Raw genomic sequence first — 19,052 nt, forward strand, 5'->3', positions numbered from 1 at the left:
CTGTAGTCGTAAGTCCTAAGCCTTAAGACTTAAAACTTCTGGCTTCGAACTTAACTCTTCCTCTGCGCTTTCTCCCATACCGCGCTTTGCTTTTTGGTGAAGTAGCGGATAATGCCTGCTAACACCGCATAGTTCATCACGCAGAAATAATAGGGCACAAATAGTGCTTTTATACGCACCTGCCTTTTTTCCATTATAAAGCCCAGGAAGGCAAGCAGGTAAAAGAATACCTGCCCGGCAAATAGTAGTTGGTATACCCATCCCATTTCGGCAAAGGCCAGGGCAAGGTTGGTGATGAATGCCAGTATCAGGAAGAAGGGCGTAACCGTCCAGCGTAATACGCGGTGGCTCACGTATTGAAAAGATAACAGCGGGTATTTGAAGGATAACAACAGCGGCACCAATCGCAGTATGGATTGCATACCACCCGCAGCAATGCGTATTTTGCGTTTCAGTTCTTCGCTTACATTTTCAGATGCTGTTTCCAGCGCATAAGCTTCAGGTTCGTATACAATGCGGTAACCTTTGGCGGCTATCAGCATCGATATCATAAAATCATCCAACACGGTATCGGGCGGAACATCCTGGTACAAATTGCGGCGTACGCTGAACAACTCGCCTGCAGCACCCACAACCGAATACAGTTCCGAATCCCATTTCTTTAAAGCCGATTCATACTTCCAGTAAAAGCCTTCGCCTGCTGCGCTGGCATCGGCATTTGCGTCTATCTGCACACGCTTTTCGCCCGCAACGCAGCCCACGGTTGGATCAGCATAGTGGCGGCAAATGCGTATCATGGCATCTTCGTTCAAAAAAGTATTGGCATCGGTAAACACCACGGCTTCCGTGGTAACATATTCCATAGCGCGGTGTACGGCGGCAATTTTACCGGCACGCTCGGGGCGGTGCAGTAGTTGAATTTGCGGGTATTGGCTAATAACGTCCATAGTGCCGTCGTTAGAGCCGTCGGTCACAAAAACGAACTTTAATTTACCCGCCGGATACTTTAACGCCAGGCAGTTGGCAATTTTATCGGCCATGTAGCGCTCCTCGTTATAGGCAGCTACAACAAGGGTACATTCGGGCAATAACTCTTCTGCTACATCGGCAATAATTTTACGGCCCTTTACAGCACGTTTTATTTTAATGATGATAAACAGCAATATGCCATAGCCAACAAAGGTGTAGAAGGCAATAAAAAGGCTGAACCAGAATGCAATTTTCATGAAACTTTATTTACTACCCAACCTAACTCTTCGCTTGTTTTTTTATGGGTGATGTTCCACCACACTGCGCGGAAAAGGATGCTTATGAAGTTGTATTTCTTTTCCTTAATGTAGTTGACAATATTACGCGGCACCACCATCAACACAAAGTAAATGTAGAATACAAATGCCTTAAAAGCAGGCGCATTATGGCGGATGAACAGGATGCGGTTACGGTTCATGAAGTACTCTTTAAACGGGCTGTTCTTGCCTACCGTCATCGATTCTTTGTGGTAAATGACGGCATCGCCACGTACCCATGCCTGGTAGCCCGATTTATTGATGCGCTCGCCCCAATCAACCTCTTCGTAATAAATAAAGAAGTTGTCGGCCATCAGCCCGGCTTTTTCGCAGGTTTCGCGTTTCACCATCATGGCGCCGCCGTGGCAGTAGCCGGTTTGGCCAAGCAGGTTATCGTATTGGCCGGTATCTTTCTCGCCTTTACCAACGGCGCGGTTGCGGCATGTATAATAATCTACCTGCGTAAAGCCTACATATTGTATAATGCTGCGGTCGAAATCGTAAACTAATTTTGGCGATATAATGCCCACTTCGGGGTGGGTATCTAATATATCAACCAGTTTTTGTACCAGTCCGGGGCTAAACTCAGTATCGTTATTTACCAAAAAGTAATAATCGCCGGTGGCGGGTTTTATTCCTAAATTGTTTCCTCCGGAGAAACCTAAATTATGTTCGGACCGTATAAACTTAACATTGGGGTATTTGGGTGCCCATTTGGGTACCGGGTTCACGGTGCTGCCATTATCAACTACTATAACCTCCAGGTTTTCGTAGGTGTTGGTTGCGGCAATCGAATCTAAAAGTTCTTCGGTTATCTTATCCTGGTTAAAGTTGATGGTAACTACGGAAACTCTTTTCATGCAAATAAAGTTGTTGACTGTTTTACGCTATAATATTAGCAAAAGTTAGGCATTTATAAGTAAATAATCGTTTTGAATACAGCAGAAGTTACCGACGAAGCCGCGCTTTTAGAATTAAAGGCCGATGAATTAGTGGTACTACTCCGTAAAGGAGTGGCCGAGCCCGGGCGTGTACGCGCTATTCAGCAAAAACTAATGCATGCTTTGGATGAAGCTTCGCTGCCCGAAAAAGTGGAAGCCTTCCGCGAAGTGAATGTTGAACAGGATAGGTTAGATATGCTCAATAGCTTCGAACAGCTACTGTCGCAGCATCAACTGGATAGCGAAACGGCCAAGAAGTATGTAACCCGCGAGCGTGTCCGCAAAACTTCGGTACTGATCATTGGTTTGGTGATGATAACCCTTGGCCTTGCCATGATCATTATGCCCGCGCCGCCTTACTTCGAAATGTTTACCATCTTTTATTTCAACGCTAACGATGGCATCACTATAATGGATATTATTTCGGTGCTTATCGTGTCAACAGGTATATATTTGTTCCTGAGTTCTATTTTAAAACGACAACAAATATAGGCCCTGTAAATGGCTGCTTCTGAGAAAATCTTACTGGTTGACGATAATCCCCTGGTGCTGGAGATGATGGGCCGTGCGCTTACCAAAGAGGGTTTCGAGTGTATGAAAGCGGGCTCGGCGGCAGATGCCCAGGCACTGCTGAAACAACAACGGCCGGATATCATCCTGTCGGACTACCACATGCCTGAAGTAAATGGTTTCGAATTCCGGCAGCAATTGATGGCAACTGATTTGAAGGACATCCCCTTTATGTTCCTGACCAGCGAGGTAGATAGTGGGGTAATGTTGGAGGGCATAAACCTGGAGGCGGTTGATTACATTTTGAAAGACACCCCCGTTGCGGTGGTGGTAAGTAAGATAAACAACTTTTTGAGTACCGTGCGCGAGCAGCACGAACGTGCTTTAAAAGAACTGAGCAAGGCCGCAATGGCACTTAACCTGCATTCGGTGCCCAAGCAATTACCTGCTATACAAGGTTTCGAGGCCGATATTTGGCATCAACCCTTTCAGAATTACCCCGGGGGAGATTTTATCGATTTTATAAAAATTGATGATCGATATACGTTTATAGTGCTGGGCGATGTGATGGGCAAGAAGTGGGCGGCGTGGTATTTCTCGTTCGGGTTTTTGAGTTATATACGGGCGGCGGTGCGTATTTGTATTGCGGAAGGTAATTTTTCTACCCAAAGCATCCTGCAAAAAATAAACTCGGTGGTTTATCACGACCCGGTGGTTGCTGATGTACTCTCGAGCTTGTCGTTGCTTTTGATAGATTCGGAACAGGGCAGTGTGATATACTCGGGTGCGGGTGATTTGCCCTTGTTGTATTATAAACATAGCACCGGCGAAACAGAACAAATACGTTCCGCAGGTATGCTGCTTGGGTTGATGCCCGATGGCGACTATGATGAGATAACTATGCAACTGCAAACCGGCGACCAGCTCTATATACTCACCGATGGTATTATTGATGCGGAAGGAGCAGATGGTAAGAGAACCGACTACCAAACTTTTGCCGATGCAGTAGCACCATTTTTAGGCAAACCATTCGGCGATTTTAAAAAGAGCGCCTTTATAGAGGAAAAAAAGCAAACGCATATTGACGATTGCAGCTTAATATTTTTACAAAAAACAACCTGATGATAGTACAAACCAAGCCCGAGGGTGCCGCTATTGTAGCCACCATACAGGTAAAAGAAGCAAATTTAACCGTAGCCGATGCTTTCAAGGCCGAACTGCTTGCCGTGATAGACGGCGGCACCAAATACCTTGTAGTTGATTTTGGCGAAGTGCTTTACGTAGATAGCTCATTTTTGGGCGCGCTGGTAGCATCGCTAAAGCATGCAATAGCCAACAAAGCCGAAGTGGTAGTTGCCGCACTTAATAAGGATATACTGGGGCTGTTTCAGTTGATAAGGCTTGATAAGGCCTTTAAAATATACCCTTCGGCAAGTGAGGCTGTAACAGCAAAACCCTGAGATGGTATGAGTACCGACGCGAAACAATTTCAATTCAACAACACGGCAGAAGAACTTTACCCGCTTACTATTGCCGTTGTTGAATTTTTGAAACAGCAAGGTGCCGGTGAGGATGCCATACGCACCATAAAGCTGGTGCTGATGGAATTGCTTACCAATTCGTTAAAGCATTGTGGTGGGGAACAAACTATTGTTGATGTTACCATTGCGGAGGGGAGCATAACTTTAATTAGGCATGATAAGGGCAACCCTATGGCTATCAACATTGATGGGCACCGCATGGAATGGCCATTAGCCGGAAACCACCAGGGGGGGCGTACCATTAACATCTACAGCGACCATATCGGTTTGTTACGCGGTGCGTTGGCGAATAACCGGCAAATAAAATTCTTTGTTGAAGAAATTGAACCTGAAGAAACCGACATGCTGCAACTGCCCGAGCATTTTGGTTTAATGATCATCACCCGCGCCTGCCGTAGTTTCGATTACGAGTTTGACATAGATACCTGCACCAATAAGTTTACAGCGGCAATAGCTTTTTAAAGCCGCTAATTTTTGTTAGGTTTGGTAACATGGGCGATAAAACTGCACAGGTTGCTAAAAAGGCATATTTGTATTTCGCCAATTTAGATGGCATCAGGGCTATTGCTGCCCTTATGGTAGTTGTATCGCACATACAATACCATAAACAGGTGCTGGGCCTGCAGCACCACGACTATATCAACCTCAAAAATTTTGGCAAAATAGGCGTTACTATATTTTTTACGCTGAGTGGTTTCCTCATTAGCTACCTGTTGCTCGAAGAAAAGAAGCGCTTCCAAAAAGTATCGCTAAAAGATTTTTACATCCGCCGCATCCTGCGTATATGGCCATTGTATTTCCTGCTCATTATTGTGGGTTTCTTTATCTATCCCGCCAAAGGGTCTATGCAGGCGCTTTGGTTAAGCCTTTTCCTGATGCCCAACGTTGCTTTCTGCTTAAAACTGCTGCCCGATATGTTCGACCCGATATGGTCGATAGGGGTAGAGGAGCAGTTCTATATTTTCCATCCGCATATCTTCCGGCAAAAAAAGGTGGAGCATATTTTTTATACCCTGTTAGGCTTATTGGCTTTTTTAGTAACTCTGAACCTGGTGGTTAGACACTACCAATATCAAAATCCCTTTCTGCTGCAGTTAGATAGTTTTTTGTACTTCAGCCGTTTTGATGATATGATGATTGGGGCGGTAATGGCCTTGCTGTACTTCAATTCCAAAAATCATGTGTTCCTGTTCAGGTTTCAGCGCCTTTTTAACTATTTGTTCAATAGCTATGTGCAATTAGTTATCGCTATTGCCTTCATCGCTTTCATCGCTGTTTTTCTGCATCGCGAGATAGGGCAGGGCGATCTGGTTATCTCGGTATGCTCGGCATGCCTCATGGTTTATCTCTGCGAACCCAAAGCCGCCAATTTGTTTTTAGGCAATAAAGTGCTTGGCTATTGCGGCAAAATATCCTACGGCATATACCTGTTGCATAAATACCCGCTGTTTTTAATGCTTTATTTAGTGCGGACTTATATCCCTCCCGCCAACACGTTTTTGCAGGTAGTTGTGTTGTACGCCGGAACCCTAATATTGGTTGTAGCGCTGGCATCCCTGTCTTACTATGGCTTCGAAAGGTATTTTCTTCGGTTGAAAACCCGTTTCCAAAAAATTACCCAAAGTAAAACAGAAGCGGCAGGTTAAAGCCACTTTTATATCAGCACCTATTTTTATAATTTTAAAACTTCAACAGCTAATTACGCTATGCCCCAAGGCTTTTTTGGTAAATACCACTCTATTATTTTGTACGGCTTGTCGTTAGGTGCCTTGCTGGTACTGATGAAATGGCTGGAGTGGCGGTTTATTATTATCGATTACGCTTTTGAGATATATGCCGGGCTCATCGCCTTACTATTTACCGGCCTGGGTATTTGGCTGGCGCTTAAACTGGCCCAGCCCAAAACTATCACTATTGAAAAACAAGTATTGGTTGCCAATACCGAATTTGTATTTGACGAAAACTGCCTGAACCAATTGGGCATGAGCCGCCGCGAACTGGAGGTACTGCAACTAATGGCCGATGGTTTAAGCAACCAGCAAATAGCCGAGAAACTTTTTGTATCGCTCAATACCATCAAAACGCATTCATCAAAAGTGTTCGAGAAACTGGAAGTACAACGCCGCACGCAGGCCGTAGAGAAGGCAAAGCGATTGAGTTTGATACCCTGAGAGAGTGCCGCGTGGGTTGGATGGGTGTGCATCAAACGTTCCGATGGAACGTGAAACCGGTGTTTGATTTTTTCTACCAACGAATCGTTCCTATGGAACGATCGTGTTTTCATCCCTTAGGGATGTATGGTTGGTAGAAAAATACATACACATACTGGGCGTTCCATCGGAACGCATGGTGTTTTAACACTCATTCTTTTGGGTGAAACGTGCTTTGAAAACCAAAATCACCCTAAAGTATGAGGGCTTTTATTTGCCGGATACACACCTTTGAACCATAAAATTAAAACGAACGAAATGAAAAAGAATGTACTTGTTTTCGGGTTGATCAGCGGCTTGCTGATATCTACCTTTATGGTTTTCGCCATGACCTCGTGCTATAAGTCGGGCACGTACGAGGGCAACATGATCATGGGCTTCTCGGCCATGATACTCGCGCTATCGCTAATGTTTGTAGCCGTGAAGAACTATCGCGATAAATACAACGGCGGTGTTATCAGTTTTGGAAAGGCTTTCCAGATTGGCTTTTTGGTAGCACTTATTGCCTCAACCATGTACATGCTTACCTGGGCGGTAGATTACCATTACTTTTTACCCGGCTGGATGGATGGTTACACCGCCCACATGGTAAAAGAACTGCAAAGCAGCGGCAAAAGCGCAGCCGAAATTGCCAAAGAAACCAAGAACCTGCAGGATATGAAGGAGGCTTATAAAAACCCGCTGGTATTTGCTGCTTATACTTACTTAGAGATATTACCGGTAGGCATCATTGTGGCCTTAATAACTGCACTGATACTGAAAAGAAAAAACGCACCGGCCGATTTCGCAACTGCATAAGTATATCCCATGAAAATAACCGTAACAAGCATACTGGTCGACGACCAGGAGAAGGCCCTGCAATTTTACACCGAAAATCTGGGCTTCATCAAGAAACAGGATATCCCAATGGGAAAACACCGATGGCTATCGGTAGTATCGCCTGAGGCTACGGATGGTGTAGAGCTGGTTTTGGAACCTGATGAGAACCCTGCATCAAAAGCATTTAAAAGCGCCTTATTGGAGCAGGGGATACCCTACACCATGTTCGAAGTAAAGGATATGAAAACCGAGTATGAGCGGTTAGTTTCACTTGGCGTAGAGTTTAAAACTAAACCGGATATGAACTCGCCGTTCATCATCGCCATATTTTATGATACTTGTGGTAATTTGATACAGATATATCAAATGCCGGGGTAGGGCTTGGCTTAGTCTCTTTTTAACCACAGAGGCCGCAGAGTTTTACACAGAGAGGCACAGAGCCTGTAAACGCTTTAAAACCACAGAGGCCGCAAAGTAAAAACTCTGCGGCCTCTGTGGTTTTCTCTCTGTGCCCTCTGTGGTTAAATCACCACTATGCAAAGAGCAAAAACTTTATTTATGCCTTGTAAATATCTTCACAATATCGTTCCCGAAGGCAAATACCATTAGTGATATTAACAGTACAAAACCTACTATCTGCGCGCGTTCCAAAAACTTGTCGCTTAGTGGTTTACCTTTTATCATTTCGATAAGCAGGAATACCGTATGGCCACCATCAAGCCCCGGGATAGGGAGGAGGTTGGTTAATGCCAACACCATAGATAGGAAACCCACCAAGCTCCAGAAACGGATCCAGTTTACGGTGCCGCCAAATTTTTGCGCTATACCCAATGGGCTCGATATAGCTTTATTAGCTTTTACCTGGCCGGTAAAAATCTTTTTAATACCCTTGGCATTGCTTACAAACATATCCCAGGCTTTATCGGCACCTACCGGGAATGCTGCAAAAACGCCGTATTCGATGGTCTTTTGTGTCGCCATCAGGTCTTTCTCCGAACGGAAGAAACCGATCTTTCCGTTGCTATCTACTTTTGCAGTAAGGGTAACGGTTGTATCGGGGCGCTTTACCGATAGCTGCACACTTTTATTTTTATTGGCTTGTACTGCTTCCTGAAACAGATCGAAGAAAGGTACGGGTTTGTTATTTACCGCCACTATACTATCACCTTTGCGCAGGCCGGCTGCTTTTGATGCACCATAAACCGAATCAACGCTGAATTTATTACGCGGGAAGTGGTTGATGAACTGCTCTATACCATCATCATAATCGGCAATATCGTTCAGGATGGTTGGCGGTATTTTCAGGTCGATGGTTTGCGAATCGCGTTTAATGGTAAGCACGGTATTATCCAGTAATACATTAGAGCTGCTCAGTTCTTCAAAGCGTTCAAATGGTTTGCCGTTGATGGCAGTAACCTTATCACCCGCTTTTAAGCCTATCTTTTTACCGATAACACCCGGTACTATACCGTACTTGGCATTAGCGTTTGGCGTGTAGGTTTCGCCGTAGCGTATAACCAGCACCCAAAATATCAGTATACCTACAATAATGTTAACGATGATACCGCCCAGCATTACAATAAGGCGTTGCCATGCCGGTTTAGCACGGAACTCCCAGGGCTGCGGCGGACCAGCCAATTGCTCGGTATCCATAGATTCATCTATCATACCGGCAATTTTCACATAGCCGCCAAGTGGCAACCAGCCTATGCCGTATTCTACACCTTTGTAATTGAATTTAAACAGGCTGAAATTCCAGGCGTCAAAAAACAGGTAAAACTTCTCTACTTTTATTCCGAAAGCGCGGGCCGCTATAAAGTGCCCGAACTCGTGCAGTATCACTAAAATTGAAAGGCCCAGTATTAATTGGCCTGCCATGATCAATATATCCATCAGTACTTATTTCGCTTAAATATGGTATGCCTTTAACGGCATTTGCTTTATTAAATTTTGCGCAAATATGCGCGTTTCTTTATCAGTATTCAAATAGTCGGCAAGTGTGGGCTGCTCCATGTATGGCAGGCTTTCCATGCAGCCTTCAATAATATCGCTCATCGCCAAAAAGCCCGTTTCGTCTTTCAAGAACGCTGCAACCGCCACTTCGTTGGCTGCGTTCACTATGCAGGCCATATTTCCTTTGCGGTTCAGTGCATCATAAGCAAATTGCAGGTTGCGGAAGGTACCCATATCCGGTTTCTCGAACGAGAGGTTAGGGTAGGCCGTAAAATCGAACCGTTTAAAATTGTTTTTGATACGGTTGGGGTACGATAGCGCGTATTGTATCGGCAGCTTCATATCAGGCAAGCCCATTTGCGCTTTGATAGAGCCATCCTCAAATTGCACCATAGAGTGGATGATAGATTGCGGATGCACAATAACATCTATCTGATCAGCCTCCAGGCCGAACAGCCATTTGGCCTCTATCACTTCCAGCCCCTTGTTCATTAACGATGCCGAATCGATAGTGATTTTGGCGCCCATTACCCAGTTAGGGTGTTTAAGGGCATGCTCGCGGGTAGCGCCTGCCAAAAAATCGCGGGTTTTACCACGGAAAGGCCCGCCTGAAGCCGTAAGGATAATCTTCTCTATCTTATTTTGCTCTTCGCCGGCCAGGCATTGAAATATGGCCGAGTGCTCGCTATCAACAGGTAATATTTTTACGTTGTGCTCTTTAGCCAATGCGGTAACCAGTTCGCCGGCAACAACCAGCGTCTCTTTGTTTGCTAACGCGATATCCTTGCCTGCCTTAATGGCATTAATGGTTGGTTCCAGCCCTGCAAAGCCTACCATGGCGGTTAGCACCACATCAATATCCGGGTGCGTAACCATCTCTTTAATGGCGCTATAACCGGCATGTACCTCAATGGGCAGGTGGACTAATGCTTGTTTTACCTCGGCATACTTATCCTCGTCGCAGATAATTACGTATCTCGGCACAAATTCAAGAGCCTGCTGAATAAGCAGGGAAGCGTTAGAGTGCCCGGTTAGCATAAACGCACTAAAAAGCGTGGGGTTATCTTTAATAACGTCCAACGTTTGAGTGCCTACACTACCGGTGGAGCCTAAAATGGCTACGTTTTTAATGTTGTTCAAAATCTGTTAGTACAAATAATTTTATTTCATCACCAGCTGTGCACCCTTAAATACATTGCTCCATTTGGTAGCGAATGCACCGGGTAACCATGCTGTTTTTTGTGCTACAAAGCTTACGTACAAAGTTTTATCGCCCTGCGTAGCATAATACAATTGCGATTCGGGCCTGGGCACGGTTGTAAAAGCCGGTGCTTCTATTTTAAATATCGTCCACTGCCTGCCATTTTTTGTACCGCTTTCCAGTACCGCCAGCCTTGCTTTGGGAGCGGTTTTTTTCATGTTGGCCAACAACATAGGCTGTACCTCGGCTATGTTGGCAACGCGTTTGTTTTTGTAAGATACCATGGTGGCCATTATGCTCCAATTGTTTAGCGTTTCGGCACCGGGTATCAGTTCTACCAGGTTCATGGCAGCGTTCGACTGGTTGCTCACCACTTTCCATTTATACTCGCCTGGCCAGGCTATCTGCAGGTTTTCTTGCTGAGCAAATACCCCAAAGCATGCCGTAAAGCATGCTACACACGTTAACATTAACTTTTTCATAGTATTTAGTTTTGTGTGTATGCTTTCAATTCATCGGCAATCTTCCTGTCGTTTGATAATCGTGGTACTTTGTTTTGCCCGCCGAGCTTGCCCTGGCTGCGCATGTAATTTATAAATGTATCCTTTTTTAAACTATTGACAATTAAAGGCTGCAAAATGTTACCCTCAATAAGGTCGAAATAGTAAATATTTTTTTTCTGTAAGACCTTATCAACCTTTAACGCAAACGCTGCCAAATCGTTCGGCTCTTTGCCAAATTCTATAAACCACTCGTGGTAAGGTAATTGCCCTTCGGCAGGGTTTACTTGCGGTGCTACGGTAAATTCTACAATATCTATGCCTTCCTCGTTGGCTACGCCCATTAGCGCCTGTTCTACTTCTTCGCCAATAACATGCTCGCCAAAGGCAGATATATAGTGTTTGATGCGGCCGGTAACAGCTATTTTGTACGGATTTTTAGATACAAACTTTATAGTATCGCCCAAACTATATCCCCAAAGCCCGGCGCTGGTATTCATAATAAGTGCGTAGTTACGCTCCAGTTCCACATCCTTCAGATTTATGCGGGTTGGGTTTTCGTTAAAGTACTCTTCGCTGGGGATAAACTCATAAAAAATACCTGCATCCACCATCAGCAGCAAGCCTTTTTCTTTCTGCGAATCCTGGAAAGCGATAAATCCCTCTGATGCAGGATATGTTTCTATCGAATCTATTTTGAAACCAATGGCTTCTTCCATGCGTGCACGATAAGGCTCGTAATTTACCCCGCCATGCACGAAAAGCTTAAAGTTGGGGAATATGTCCTTCACCTTTTTACCGCCTGATACGGCAGAAAGCCTGTCGAAATACATTTGGCACCAGGGCGGTATGCCCGATATCAGGCGCATATCTTCTTTAGCAGTTTCGCCTACAATGGCATCAACCTTTTCTTCCCAGTCCTCAATACAATTTGTCTCGTAGGAGGGAAGCCTGTTTTTTTGCAGATAACCGGGCACATGGTGTGCCACAATGCCCGAGAGGCGGCCGGTAGATATGCCAGCCTTTTCGCTCAGCACTGGGCTGCCTTGCAGGAATATCATTTTGCCATCTACAAAATCGGCTTTGCCGGTTTCGTGGATGTAGCTGAGCAGGGCGTTACGCGCAGCCTTAATGTGCTCGGGCATGCTCTCTTTGCTAATGGGGATATACTTAACGCCCGATGTAGTGCCCGATGTTTTAGCCAGATAGGCGGGTTTACCCGGCCACATTACGTCGGCTTCGCCATGGGTAACGCGTTCTATATAGGGGCGCAGCTCCTCATAATCGCGTACGGGGACAAGGCGCTTAAAATCTTCGTAGTTGTTTATAGAAGCAAATTTGTGGTCTTTACCAAAGGCTGTGTCCTTTGCGGCATGTACCAAGTCGGTAAAGGCTTTTTGCTGCAGGGTTACGGCGTTTTGGCGGATATTATCTAATTGCCGGTTAACAAAATATGCAAAAACCTTGCTCAGTGTTGCTTTAATGCCCATGCTTAGTTGGTTTCGGCAATATCATCGTCAATATCCTGGTGGCTGTAAACCAGTTTGCGGTAGGTCATGGCCAGGATGATGTTTACGATAGGGATAATAAGTATAAAACCCACAATGGTTAACGAGGCAATAACTATAAGCGCCTCTACCACAACAAAAAGCATAAAGTACTTAATGATGTTGCCTTTGATAAGGCCGAAGCTTTGCGATATCGATTCAAAGGGGCCCGATTGGTCGTCAACGATGTAGCAGGTACAAAGAGGGAAGTAAAACAACAGGAAGAACTGCGATACGTAACCCACAGCTATACCTAAAAAGTATTGCAGGTAGCTTTCGTCCATTTTTTCGATGGCCTTGCTAAGGAAAACGCTAAGTGCACTGATGGTGAGCAGCAAAGCAAGGTAGCTGGCCACCATTTTAACGGTTGGTACAATCTCGCTTAAGCTTACCTCGTGGTAGGCACTATCCATTAGCCTGAAAATAAGTTTATTAAATGCCAGGAAGTTGTAGCTGATAATGATGAGCAAGGCAAATACGCCCGCTACGCCAATTAAAGAATCATCGCGAAACACGTAAACCGCAAACGCAAAGATGCCCATCACCAGCAATGAAATAATAGAGTAAACAACAATGGTTGCGAGGTTCTTCACCAGGAAATCCCATGAGGATTTCAAGGTCTCGGCAACAGAAAATGGATGGTACATACGTTCTTAAGATCTTTTTAACACCACACGCTTCCAAAAATCCTGCATAAATCCTAACCCGTAGGCAGTCAGTTGAGTGAAGGCAGCAATTATGCTCAAAAATGCGATTTTTGCTGATTTGTTTTCCCACAGCGAATGAAAAAATATCAACAAAGTATACAGCGCAACTCCAAAATTACACAAAATAGCTATACCCCAGCCAAACAAATTAGCTATAATGGTAAATAGCACACCCAGCGTAAATACGGCAGGAAAAAAGTGTACGGCCTTAAGTTGGGCAGGGAAAAACTTGTAGATGTTGATACGCGCCCTGCCAAAAAAATGCAGCTGCTTATAAAACTTCAAAAAATCGGTACGGCGTTTATGGTATACAATAGCCTCGGGGATAAGGCCAATGGTATAGCCTAGGGAGTGGATGCGGATGCTGTATTCAATATCCTCGCCCAAACGGGTGATGATAAAGCCGCCTGCGTTTTCCCACACTTTGCGCGATATACCCATATTAAAGCTGCGCGGATGGAATTGCCCTATACCGTTTTTATTACCGCGTATACCGCCGGTAGTAAAAGGGGAGGTCATGCTGTAGCTAATGGCCTTTTGAATAGGGGTGAAAGATTCATGCGCACCATCGGGGCCTCCATATGCATCCAGCCAGTTCTTATTTAACGAATCATTAACTATTTGCAGGTAGTCTGCCGGTATTAAACAATCCGAATCGAAAACGATAAAGTAATCGCCTTTGGCGCGGGCAAAGCCGAAGTTACGGGTAAAGCCCTGGCCTTCGTTGGGTTTTTCGTAATAGGTTATGTCGAGTTTATCAGCATAACTTTTAACAATATCCTCGGCACGGCTGGTAGAGCCATCCTCAATCACCATCACATCAAAAGCCTTATACGTTTGCAGCGTAAGGCTACCCAACAGTTCGTTTATCTCTTGCGGGCGGTTGTATAAAGGTATGATGATGGAGAAGTGCATTCGCTTTTAGATGTGAGATTTTAGATATGAGATTTGAGAAAGCATAAAAACGAAAGAGAACAGAGGCAGACGGATAATTTTCTGTCTCATATCTAACGTCTCAAATCTCATATCTAAATTGAATCTTCTATTTGATAATGATTCCTGTCTGAAGAATTGCGCGAAACTAATTCGGCAACAAAGCCGGTTAAGAATAATTGCGAACCTAACACTATAGCCACCAGTGCGAGGTAAAAAAGCGGGTTGTCTGTAATATCCCTGTAGTGTTCGCCGTGTGCTATCAAATACAGTTTTTCACTAATTATCCATACAGCAATAACTAAACCCGTTAAGAAACTCAGTGTGCCCATAGTACCGAAAAAGTGCATGGGCCGCTTGCCAAATTTGCCTACGAAGAATATCGAAAGCAGATCTAAAAAACCATTTACAAACCTGCTCCAGCCGAATTTGGTTTTGCCGTATTTGCGGGCGCGGTGCTCTACCACCTGTTCGCCAATTTTGGTGAAGCCGGCCCATTTAGCCAGCACGGGTATGTAGCGGTGCATTTCGCCATATACCTCTATGTTTTTCACTACAGTGCTACGGTAGGCTTTTAGTCCGCAATTAAAATCGTGCAGGTTATTTATGCCGCTCATTTTGCGTGTGGCGGCGTTGAATAATTTGGTAGGGATGGTTTTACTCAGCGGATCGTAACGCTTGGCCTTCCAGCCCGATATAAGGTCGTATTTTTCTTCTTTTATGCGGCGGTAAAGCTCGGGTATCTCGTCGGGGCTATCCTGCAGGTCGGCATCCATGGTAATTACCACATCGCCTTTGGTAGCGGCAAAGCCTGTATTCAACGCGGCAGATTTACCGTAATTGCGGCGGAATTTGATGCCGTGGATATGTGGATTGCTTTCTTTGAGCTTCACGATCATGTCCCACGATCCATCGCGGCTGCCATCGTCAACTAATATTATTTCATAAGTAAAACGGTTCTCGCTCATCACCCGGGCTATCCATGAGGTAAGCTCGGGTAACGATTCTACTTCGTCATACAGTGGTACTACTACAGATATATCCATTTATCGGGAAAAGGTTGTGCCGTGTATAAAAGCCACCGGCACATTGGCGCAAAAATATAAAAAATAGGCGATGCTTTTTGGCAACGCAGCCATTACAACGCGGGTTTGGTAAAAAACAATATATTCGCCTTTAAATCATACCGCAAAAAATGAGAAATTACCAAAAAGCCCTTTTGTTGCTGCTTTCGGTTGGTACTTATGCGGCAAAGGCACAGGATGCCCCGCCCGCCTCTAAGTACGATCAGCATAAAGTTTTCAGCCCATTGTTTTATCCCGAAAAAGGCAACCTGTTCCGCTCGGCATCGGGCACGCCCGGGCCAAGATACTGGCAAAACCGCGCCGATTATAAAATTGATGTGGCGCTTGATACGTTGAAACACCGCTTGACAGGCAGTGTAACTATCACCTACACCAACAATAGCCCCGATAACCTCGACTTTTTATGGCTGCAGTTAGACCAGAATATTATCCGCCGGGATTCTCGCGGGCAGGCTACCTCGGTAGTAGAAGGCGGGCGCTTCGCTAATGTTGGATTTACTAATGGTTTTGAATTAAAGGGCGTCACAGTAATTAATAAAGGCAAAGCCGAAAAAGCCAATTATTTGGTGAACGATACCCGCATGCAGATACGGTTGAAAGATACCCTGCGTACCGGCGGTGCTAAACTGCAACTAAAAATAGATTATGCCTACGATGTAGCCGAATACGGTACCGACCGCACCGGCCGCCTCAAAACCCCGCAAGGCTGGATATACGACATAGCCCAATGGTACCCCCGTATGGAGGTTTACGATGATGTAAGCGGCTGGAATACTATCCCGTATATGGGCGCATCGGAGTTTTATCTGGAGTACGGCAATTTCGATTATACCATTACCGCCCCGGCAAGCCTGGTAGTAGTAGGCTCTGGCGAATTGCTTAACCCAACCGAAGTGCTTACGCCAACGGCCCTGAAACGCCTTGCCGCAGCACGCGCCAGCGATAAAACCGTGATGATAAAAGATTCGGCTGAGGTATTGGCCGGTAACGCTTACCTGAAAAAGCCAACGCTTACCTGGCACTTTGCCTGCAAAAACTCGCGCGATGTGGCCTGGGCGGCATCCAAAGCTTTTGTTTGGGATGCGGCACGCATTAACCTGAGCAACGGCAAAAAGGCCTTGGCACAATCGGTTTACCCTATTACCAGCGGCGGAGTGCGCGCCTGGGGCAGGTCTACCGAGTATGTGAAGGCATCTATTGAATTGTATTCGGGCAAATGGTTCGAGTATACTTACCCCGTAGCTACCAACGTAGGCGGCCCGGTTAGCGGTATGGAGTACCCCGGCATTGTATTCTGCAGCCACCAAAGCGTTGGCGGCGACCTGTGGAACGTTACCAACCACGAGTTTGGCCATAACTGGTTCCCGATGATAGTGGGCTCAAACGAGCGTAAATACGCCTGGATGGACGAGGGCTTTAACACCTTTATTAATAAGGTTGATACCAAGGTATTCAACAAAGGCGAATATTATACTAAAGATGATGTGCAGGGCGGCGCAGCATACATGTTTAGCCCTAATGCCGATGCGATTATGAATACGCCCGATGTTATCCAGAACGATTATTTGGGTAACGCAGCTTACGAGAAACCTGCACAAGGCCTAATGATACTGCGCGAGCAGATATTGGGCGAAGAGCGTTTCGACTATGCTTTTAAAAAGTATATAAAACGCTGGGCGTTTAAGCACCCTACACCATGGGACTTTTTCCATAGCATGGATAATGCAGCAGGAGAGGACCTGAGCTGGTTCTGGAACCAATGGTTTTTGCAAACCTGGAAGCTTGACCAAGGGGTAAAAGAAATAGGCTACCCTGATAACGACCCAAGCAAAGGATCGCTGATAACCATTGAGAATTTAGAGGAAATGGCCATGCCGGTTACTGCATTAATTGTAGAGGAAAACGGCAAAAGCAGCACCATAAAACTACCTGCCGAAATTTGGCAGCGTGGCGGCACCTGGACCTTCGCCTACAAATCAACCTCGAGGATATCATATGTAACCTTAGACCCCGAAGGCGTACTGCCGGATATTAACCCCGATAATAACTCGCTGAGCGGGCAGCCGGTACAGCAGGGCACCACCGCAAAAAGCGTGATAGATGCTTACCTGAATGCGGTTGGCACCGAGGCACGCTTAAAAGATGTGAGCGACCTTACGGTTAAATCAGACGGTACTTTCCAGGGCGTAGGCGTAAAGCTGGAGATGAAATACAAAACTCCTGATAAGTTTTACGAGAACATGATAGCGCCAAGCTATAACAACTTTGTGATAACCGGGTTAGTTATAAACGGCGACAGCGTGAGGATGAAGCAATATAATGCCGATGCAAAAGTAAGCGCCGATACTAAAAAGAGCATTATAAACCGCTACAAACTTTTCCCTGAATTGGATTATGGCAAAACGGGCTACAAGCTGGAACTTGCTCCCGATATGCAGGTAGTAAATGGTAAACTGGCCTACCTTGTAACCGTAACTACGCCAAACGGCATCCGCGTTAAACAATGGTACGACCCTAAAACCGGCTACAAGCTAAAACGCGTAACCGATAGCCCGGGTGCAACCCCAACCGAGTATGGCGATTACCAAACCATAAACACCGGCATAAAAATACCGTACTCCGAAAAAATATTTGTTGCCGGCGGCCTGGTAGAATTTAAAGTTACCGAAGCTACCGTGAACAAAGGATTGACTAACGAGGATTTTAAATAGGTTCCGCTTTTTAACAGTATTGAAAAAGCCGGGTGCAATACGCATCCGGCTTTTTTTTGGTGCATTACGCAGCCGAATATTTTGGCTATATTAGCACGCTAAACTCTTATCGCATGAGAATAAATTTACTTGCTGCCATATTTTGCTGTCTTATTAGTGCGGTGTGTTTCTCACAATCAAAAAAAGCCCGCCAACCCGACTCAGTTGCATATTATATGGCCAACAGTTACGATATGGCCAATGATGAGGGCAGTGCAAAGTTCTTGCGGTTAATTATCAAAGCCGATTCGGGGATGTTCGTGGTGCAGGATTATTACCTTGATGGTACGCTTAAACTTTTAGCGAGGTCTATCAACCAGGAAATGAATTTCGAAAGTTCTGCACATGGCATCTGTATGGATTATTATCCGAACGGTAAAAAGAAGGAAGTGAAGCATTTTTACAAGGGTAAGATAGTGGGGCCCGATACAACTTTTTTCTCCAATACCAACGCATATAACGTTACGCTGTATACCCAAGATGGCGAACGTTTAAACACATGCACGGACACTACAGGTAAAAAACTGGCCGAGAACGGCAACGGAACCTGGATAGAGTATGGCGAGCAAAACGATACTTTTATAGGGCAAATAGTAAATGGCCAAAAAGAGGGCGTTTGGATACGGCGCTACCCCGACGATAATACCCAATACAAAGCGGAATTTAAAAATGGCGTAGAACAACCCGGGACTCAACGCCGTAAAGAAGACGAGGTTTTAACGGCCGTAAATCAGCAACCCAGATTTGGCGGCAGCGAAAATGCTTTAAATTATTTTTTGGCCAGAAATGTTAGGTATCCCGATCACGCCCGTAAAAACAAGATAACCGGAAAGGTAATATTAGGCTTTGTGGTCGAAAAAAATGGCATGTTATCAAACTTTAAAGTATTGAGTTCGCCGGATGAAAGCCTGAGCCAGGAGGCCCTCAGGGTTACAAAACTTTTACCGGTTTGGATACCGGGAATGGTAAATGGTAAACCGGTGCGCGTAAACTTTACTATACCGGTGGCGTTCGCCTTGGCAGAAGACTGAAAACACCTCTGCTGATGCACCGGGTGGATTTTTTCGCT

The 19,052-nt window shown here is 45.3% G+C and carries 19 protein-coding genes; 10 read left to right on the forward strand and 9 right to left on the reverse strand.

Translation table 11 applies throughout. The annotated features are described in order from the left end of the window. Positions 1-50: 50 nt before the first annotated feature. Both BC343_RS01690 and BC343_RS01695 read right to left on the reverse strand, forming a co-directional pair. Positions 51-1,226: a glycosyltransferase family 2 protein gene (locus BC343_RS01690; RefSeq protein WP_078345982.1), complete on the reverse strand. Its 1,176-nt coding sequence runs from the start codon at positions 1,224-1,226 to the stop codon at positions 51-53. Then, on the reverse strand, positions 1,223-2,146 hold the full coding sequence (locus tag BC343_RS01695; RefSeq protein ID WP_078345983.1) for a glycosyltransferase family 2 protein: 924 nt from the start codon (positions 2,144-2,146) through the stop codon (positions 1,223-1,225). The genes BC343_RS01690 and BC343_RS01695 overlap by 4 nt, the downstream gene beginning before the upstream one ends. A 72-nt stretch (positions 2,147-2,218) precedes the next feature. On the opposite strand from BC343_RS01695, the gene BC343_RS01700 reads away from it, so the two are divergent. The 8 genes from BC343_RS01700 to BC343_RS01735 all read left to right on the forward strand — a co-directional run bounded on the left by BC343_RS01700 (position 2,219) and on the right by BC343_RS01735 (position 7,685). Next, positions 2,219-2,719: a hypothetical protein gene (locus BC343_RS01700; protein WP_078345984.1), complete on the forward strand. Its 501-nt coding sequence runs from the start codon at positions 2,219-2,221 to the stop codon at positions 2,717-2,719. A gap of 9 nt (positions 2,720-2,728) precedes the next feature. After that, a complete protein-coding gene (locus tag BC343_RS01705) occupies positions 2,729-3,859 on the forward strand; it encodes a fused response regulator/phosphatase (protein ID WP_078345985.1) in 1,131 nt (376 codons plus the stop codon). Next, positions 3,859-4,197, forward strand: a complete 339-nt coding sequence (locus BC343_RS01710; protein WP_078345986.1) for an STAS domain-containing protein — start codon at positions 3,859-3,861, stop codon at positions 4,195-4,197. Before BC343_RS01705 ends, BC343_RS01710 begins: the two co-directional genes overlap by 1 nt. Positions 4,198-4,203: 6 nt before the next feature. Next, positions 4,204-4,740, forward strand: coding sequence for an ATP-binding protein (locus BC343_RS01715; protein WP_078345987.1), 537 nt, complete (start codon positions 4,204-4,206; stop codon positions 4,738-4,740). 29 nt (positions 4,741-4,769) lie between these two features. Continuing rightward, positions 4,770-5,924 carry an acyltransferase family protein gene (locus tag BC343_RS01720; protein WP_078345988.1) on the forward strand — a complete coding sequence of 385 codons (1,155 nt, stop codon included), beginning with the start codon at positions 4,770-4,772 and terminating at the stop codon, positions 5,922-5,924. Positions 5,925-5,984: 60 nt separating this feature from the next. Continuing rightward, the gene (locus BC343_RS31860; RefSeq protein ID WP_078345989.1) at positions 5,985-6,449 is read left to right on the forward strand and encodes a response regulator transcription factor; all 465 of its coding nucleotides are present in this window, start codon (positions 5,985-5,987) and stop codon (positions 6,447-6,449) included. A 297-nt stretch (positions 6,450-6,746) separates the two neighbouring features. Beyond that, the gene (locus BC343_RS01730) at positions 6,747-7,286 is read left to right on the forward strand and encodes a DUF4199 domain-containing protein (protein WP_078346475.1); all 540 of its coding nucleotides are present in this window, start codon (positions 6,747-6,749) and stop codon (positions 7,284-7,286) included. A 9-nt stretch (positions 7,287-7,295) separates the two neighbouring features. Next, a complete protein-coding gene (locus tag BC343_RS01735; RefSeq protein WP_078345990.1) occupies positions 7,296-7,685 on the forward strand; it encodes a VOC family protein in 390 nt (129 codons plus the stop codon). A 174-nt stretch (positions 7,686-7,859) separates the two neighbouring features. On the opposite strand, the gene rseP is transcribed toward BC343_RS01735, so the two are convergent. From rseP to BC343_RS01770, 7 genes are all read right to left on the reverse strand, one after another. Continuing rightward, on the reverse strand, positions 7,860-9,200 hold the full coding sequence (gene rseP / locus BC343_RS01740) for an RIP metalloprotease RseP (RefSeq protein WP_078345991.1): 1,341 nt from the start codon (positions 9,198-9,200) through the stop codon (positions 7,860-7,862). Between the two features lie 15 nt (positions 9,201-9,215). After that, a complete protein-coding gene (locus BC343_RS01745) occupies positions 9,216-10,391 on the reverse strand; it encodes a 1-deoxy-D-xylulose-5-phosphate reductoisomerase (protein ID WP_202909726.1) in 1,176 nt (391 codons plus the stop codon). A gap of 30 nt (positions 10,392-10,421) precedes the next feature. Then, positions 10,422-10,943 (reverse strand): hypothetical protein, encoded by a 522-nt coding sequence (locus BC343_RS01750; protein ID WP_078345993.1) that lies wholly within the window; start codon positions 10,941-10,943, stop codon positions 10,422-10,424. Between the two features lie 5 nt (positions 10,944-10,948). Further along, on the reverse strand, positions 10,949-12,451 hold the full coding sequence (locus BC343_RS01755; protein WP_078345994.1) for a GH3 auxin-responsive promoter family protein: 1,503 nt from the start codon (positions 12,449-12,451) through the stop codon (positions 10,949-10,951). A 2-nt stretch (positions 12,452-12,453) separates the two neighbouring features. After that, entirely contained in the window at positions 12,454-13,155 is a 702-nt protein-coding gene (locus BC343_RS01760; protein ID WP_078345995.1) for a hypothetical protein, read from the reverse strand. Positions 13,156-13,161: 6 nt separating this feature from the next. Beyond that, a complete protein-coding gene (locus BC343_RS01765; RefSeq protein ID WP_078345996.1) occupies positions 13,162-14,130 on the reverse strand; it encodes a glycosyltransferase in 969 nt (322 codons plus the stop codon). Between the two features lie 113 nt (positions 14,131-14,243). Further along, entirely contained in the window at positions 14,244-15,194 is a 951-nt protein-coding gene (locus tag BC343_RS01770) for a glycosyltransferase family 2 protein (RefSeq protein WP_078345997.1), read from the reverse strand. Positions 15,195-15,343: 149 nt separating this feature from the next. Between BC343_RS01770 and BC343_RS01775 the strand changes: the two genes are divergently transcribed. Together BC343_RS01775 and BC343_RS01780 are read left to right on the forward strand one after the other, a co-directional pair. After that, positions 15,344-17,944 carry a M1 family metallopeptidase gene (locus tag BC343_RS01775; protein ID WP_162276800.1) on the forward strand — a complete coding sequence of 867 codons (2,601 nt, stop codon included), beginning with the start codon at positions 15,344-15,346 and terminating at the stop codon, positions 17,942-17,944. 215 nt (positions 17,945-18,159) lie between these two features. Next, complete coding sequence (locus BC343_RS01780; RefSeq protein WP_162276801.1) at positions 18,160-19,014, forward strand: energy transducer TonB; 855 nt, start codon at positions 18,160-18,162, stop codon at positions 19,012-19,014. Positions 19,015-19,052: the final 38 nt, after the last annotated feature.

Origin of the sequence: Mucilaginibacter pedocola (assembly GCF_002013915.1) — a bacterium.
In the GTDB taxonomy this organism is placed as follows: domain Bacteria; phylum Bacteroidota; class Bacteroidia; order Sphingobacteriales; family Sphingobacteriaceae; genus Mucilaginibacter; species Mucilaginibacter pedocola.

What these genes read in the sequence shown, in the direction of transcription:
- BC343_RS01705 (WP_078345985.1), top strand. Translation starts at nt 2,729, where the DNA reads ATGGCTGCTTCTGAGAAAATCTTACTGGTTGACGATAATCCCCTGGTG.
- rseP (WP_078345991.1), bottom strand. Translation starts at nt 9,200, where the DNA reads ATGGATATATTGATCATGGCAGGCCAATTAATACTGGGCCTTTCAATT.
- BC343_RS01690 (WP_078345982.1), bottom strand. Translation starts at nt 1,226, where the DNA reads ATGAAAATTGCATTCTGGTTCAGCCTTTTTATTGCCTTCTACACCTTT.
- BC343_RS01710 (WP_078345986.1), top strand. Translation starts at nt 3,859, where the DNA reads ATGATAGTACAAACCAAGCCCGAGGGTGCCGCTATTGTAGCCACCATA.
- BC343_RS01770 (WP_078345997.1), bottom strand. Translation starts at nt 15,194, where the DNA reads ATGGATATATCTGTAGTAGTACCACTGTATGACGAAGTAGAATCGTTA.
- BC343_RS01695 (WP_078345983.1), bottom strand. Translation starts at nt 2,146, where the DNA reads ATGAAAAGAGTTTCCGTAGTTACCATCAACTTTAACCAGGATAAGATA.
- BC343_RS01760 (WP_078345995.1), bottom strand. Translation starts at nt 13,155, where the DNA reads ATGTACCATCCATTTTCTGTTGCCGAGACCTTGAAATCCTCATGGGAT.
- BC343_RS01715 (WP_078345987.1), top strand. Translation starts at nt 4,204, where the DNA reads ATGAGTACCGACGCGAAACAATTTCAATTCAACAACACGGCAGAAGAA.
- BC343_RS01735 (WP_078345990.1), top strand. Translation starts at nt 7,296, where the DNA reads ATGAAAATAACCGTAACAAGCATACTGGTCGACGACCAGGAGAAGGCC.
- BC343_RS01780 (WP_162276801.1), top strand. Translation starts at nt 18,160, where the DNA reads ATGGCCAACAGTTACGATATGGCCAATGATGAGGGCAGTGCAAAGTTC.
- BC343_RS01755 (WP_078345994.1), bottom strand. Translation starts at nt 12,451, where the DNA reads ATGGGCATTAAAGCAACACTGAGCAAGGTTTTTGCATATTTTGTTAAC.
- BC343_RS01775 (WP_162276800.1), top strand. Translation starts at nt 15,344, where the DNA reads ATGAGAAATTACCAAAAAGCCCTTTTGTTGCTGCTTTCGGTTGGTACT.
- BC343_RS01750 (WP_078345993.1), bottom strand. Translation starts at nt 10,943, where the DNA reads ATGAAAAAGTTAATGTTAACGTGTGTAGCATGCTTTACGGCATGCTTT.
- BC343_RS01765 (WP_078345996.1), bottom strand. Translation starts at nt 14,130, where the DNA reads ATGCACTTCTCCATCATCATACCTTTATACAACCGCCCGCAAGAGATA.
- BC343_RS01730 (WP_078346475.1), top strand. Translation starts at nt 6,747, where the DNA reads ATGAAAAAGAATGTACTTGTTTTCGGGTTGATCAGCGGCTTGCTGATA.
- BC343_RS01720 (WP_078345988.1), top strand. Translation starts at nt 4,770, where the DNA reads ATGGGCGATAAAACTGCACAGGTTGCTAAAAAGGCATATTTGTATTTC.
- BC343_RS31860 (WP_078345989.1), top strand. Translation starts at nt 5,985, where the DNA reads ATGCCCCAAGGCTTTTTTGGTAAATACCACTCTATTATTTTGTACGGC.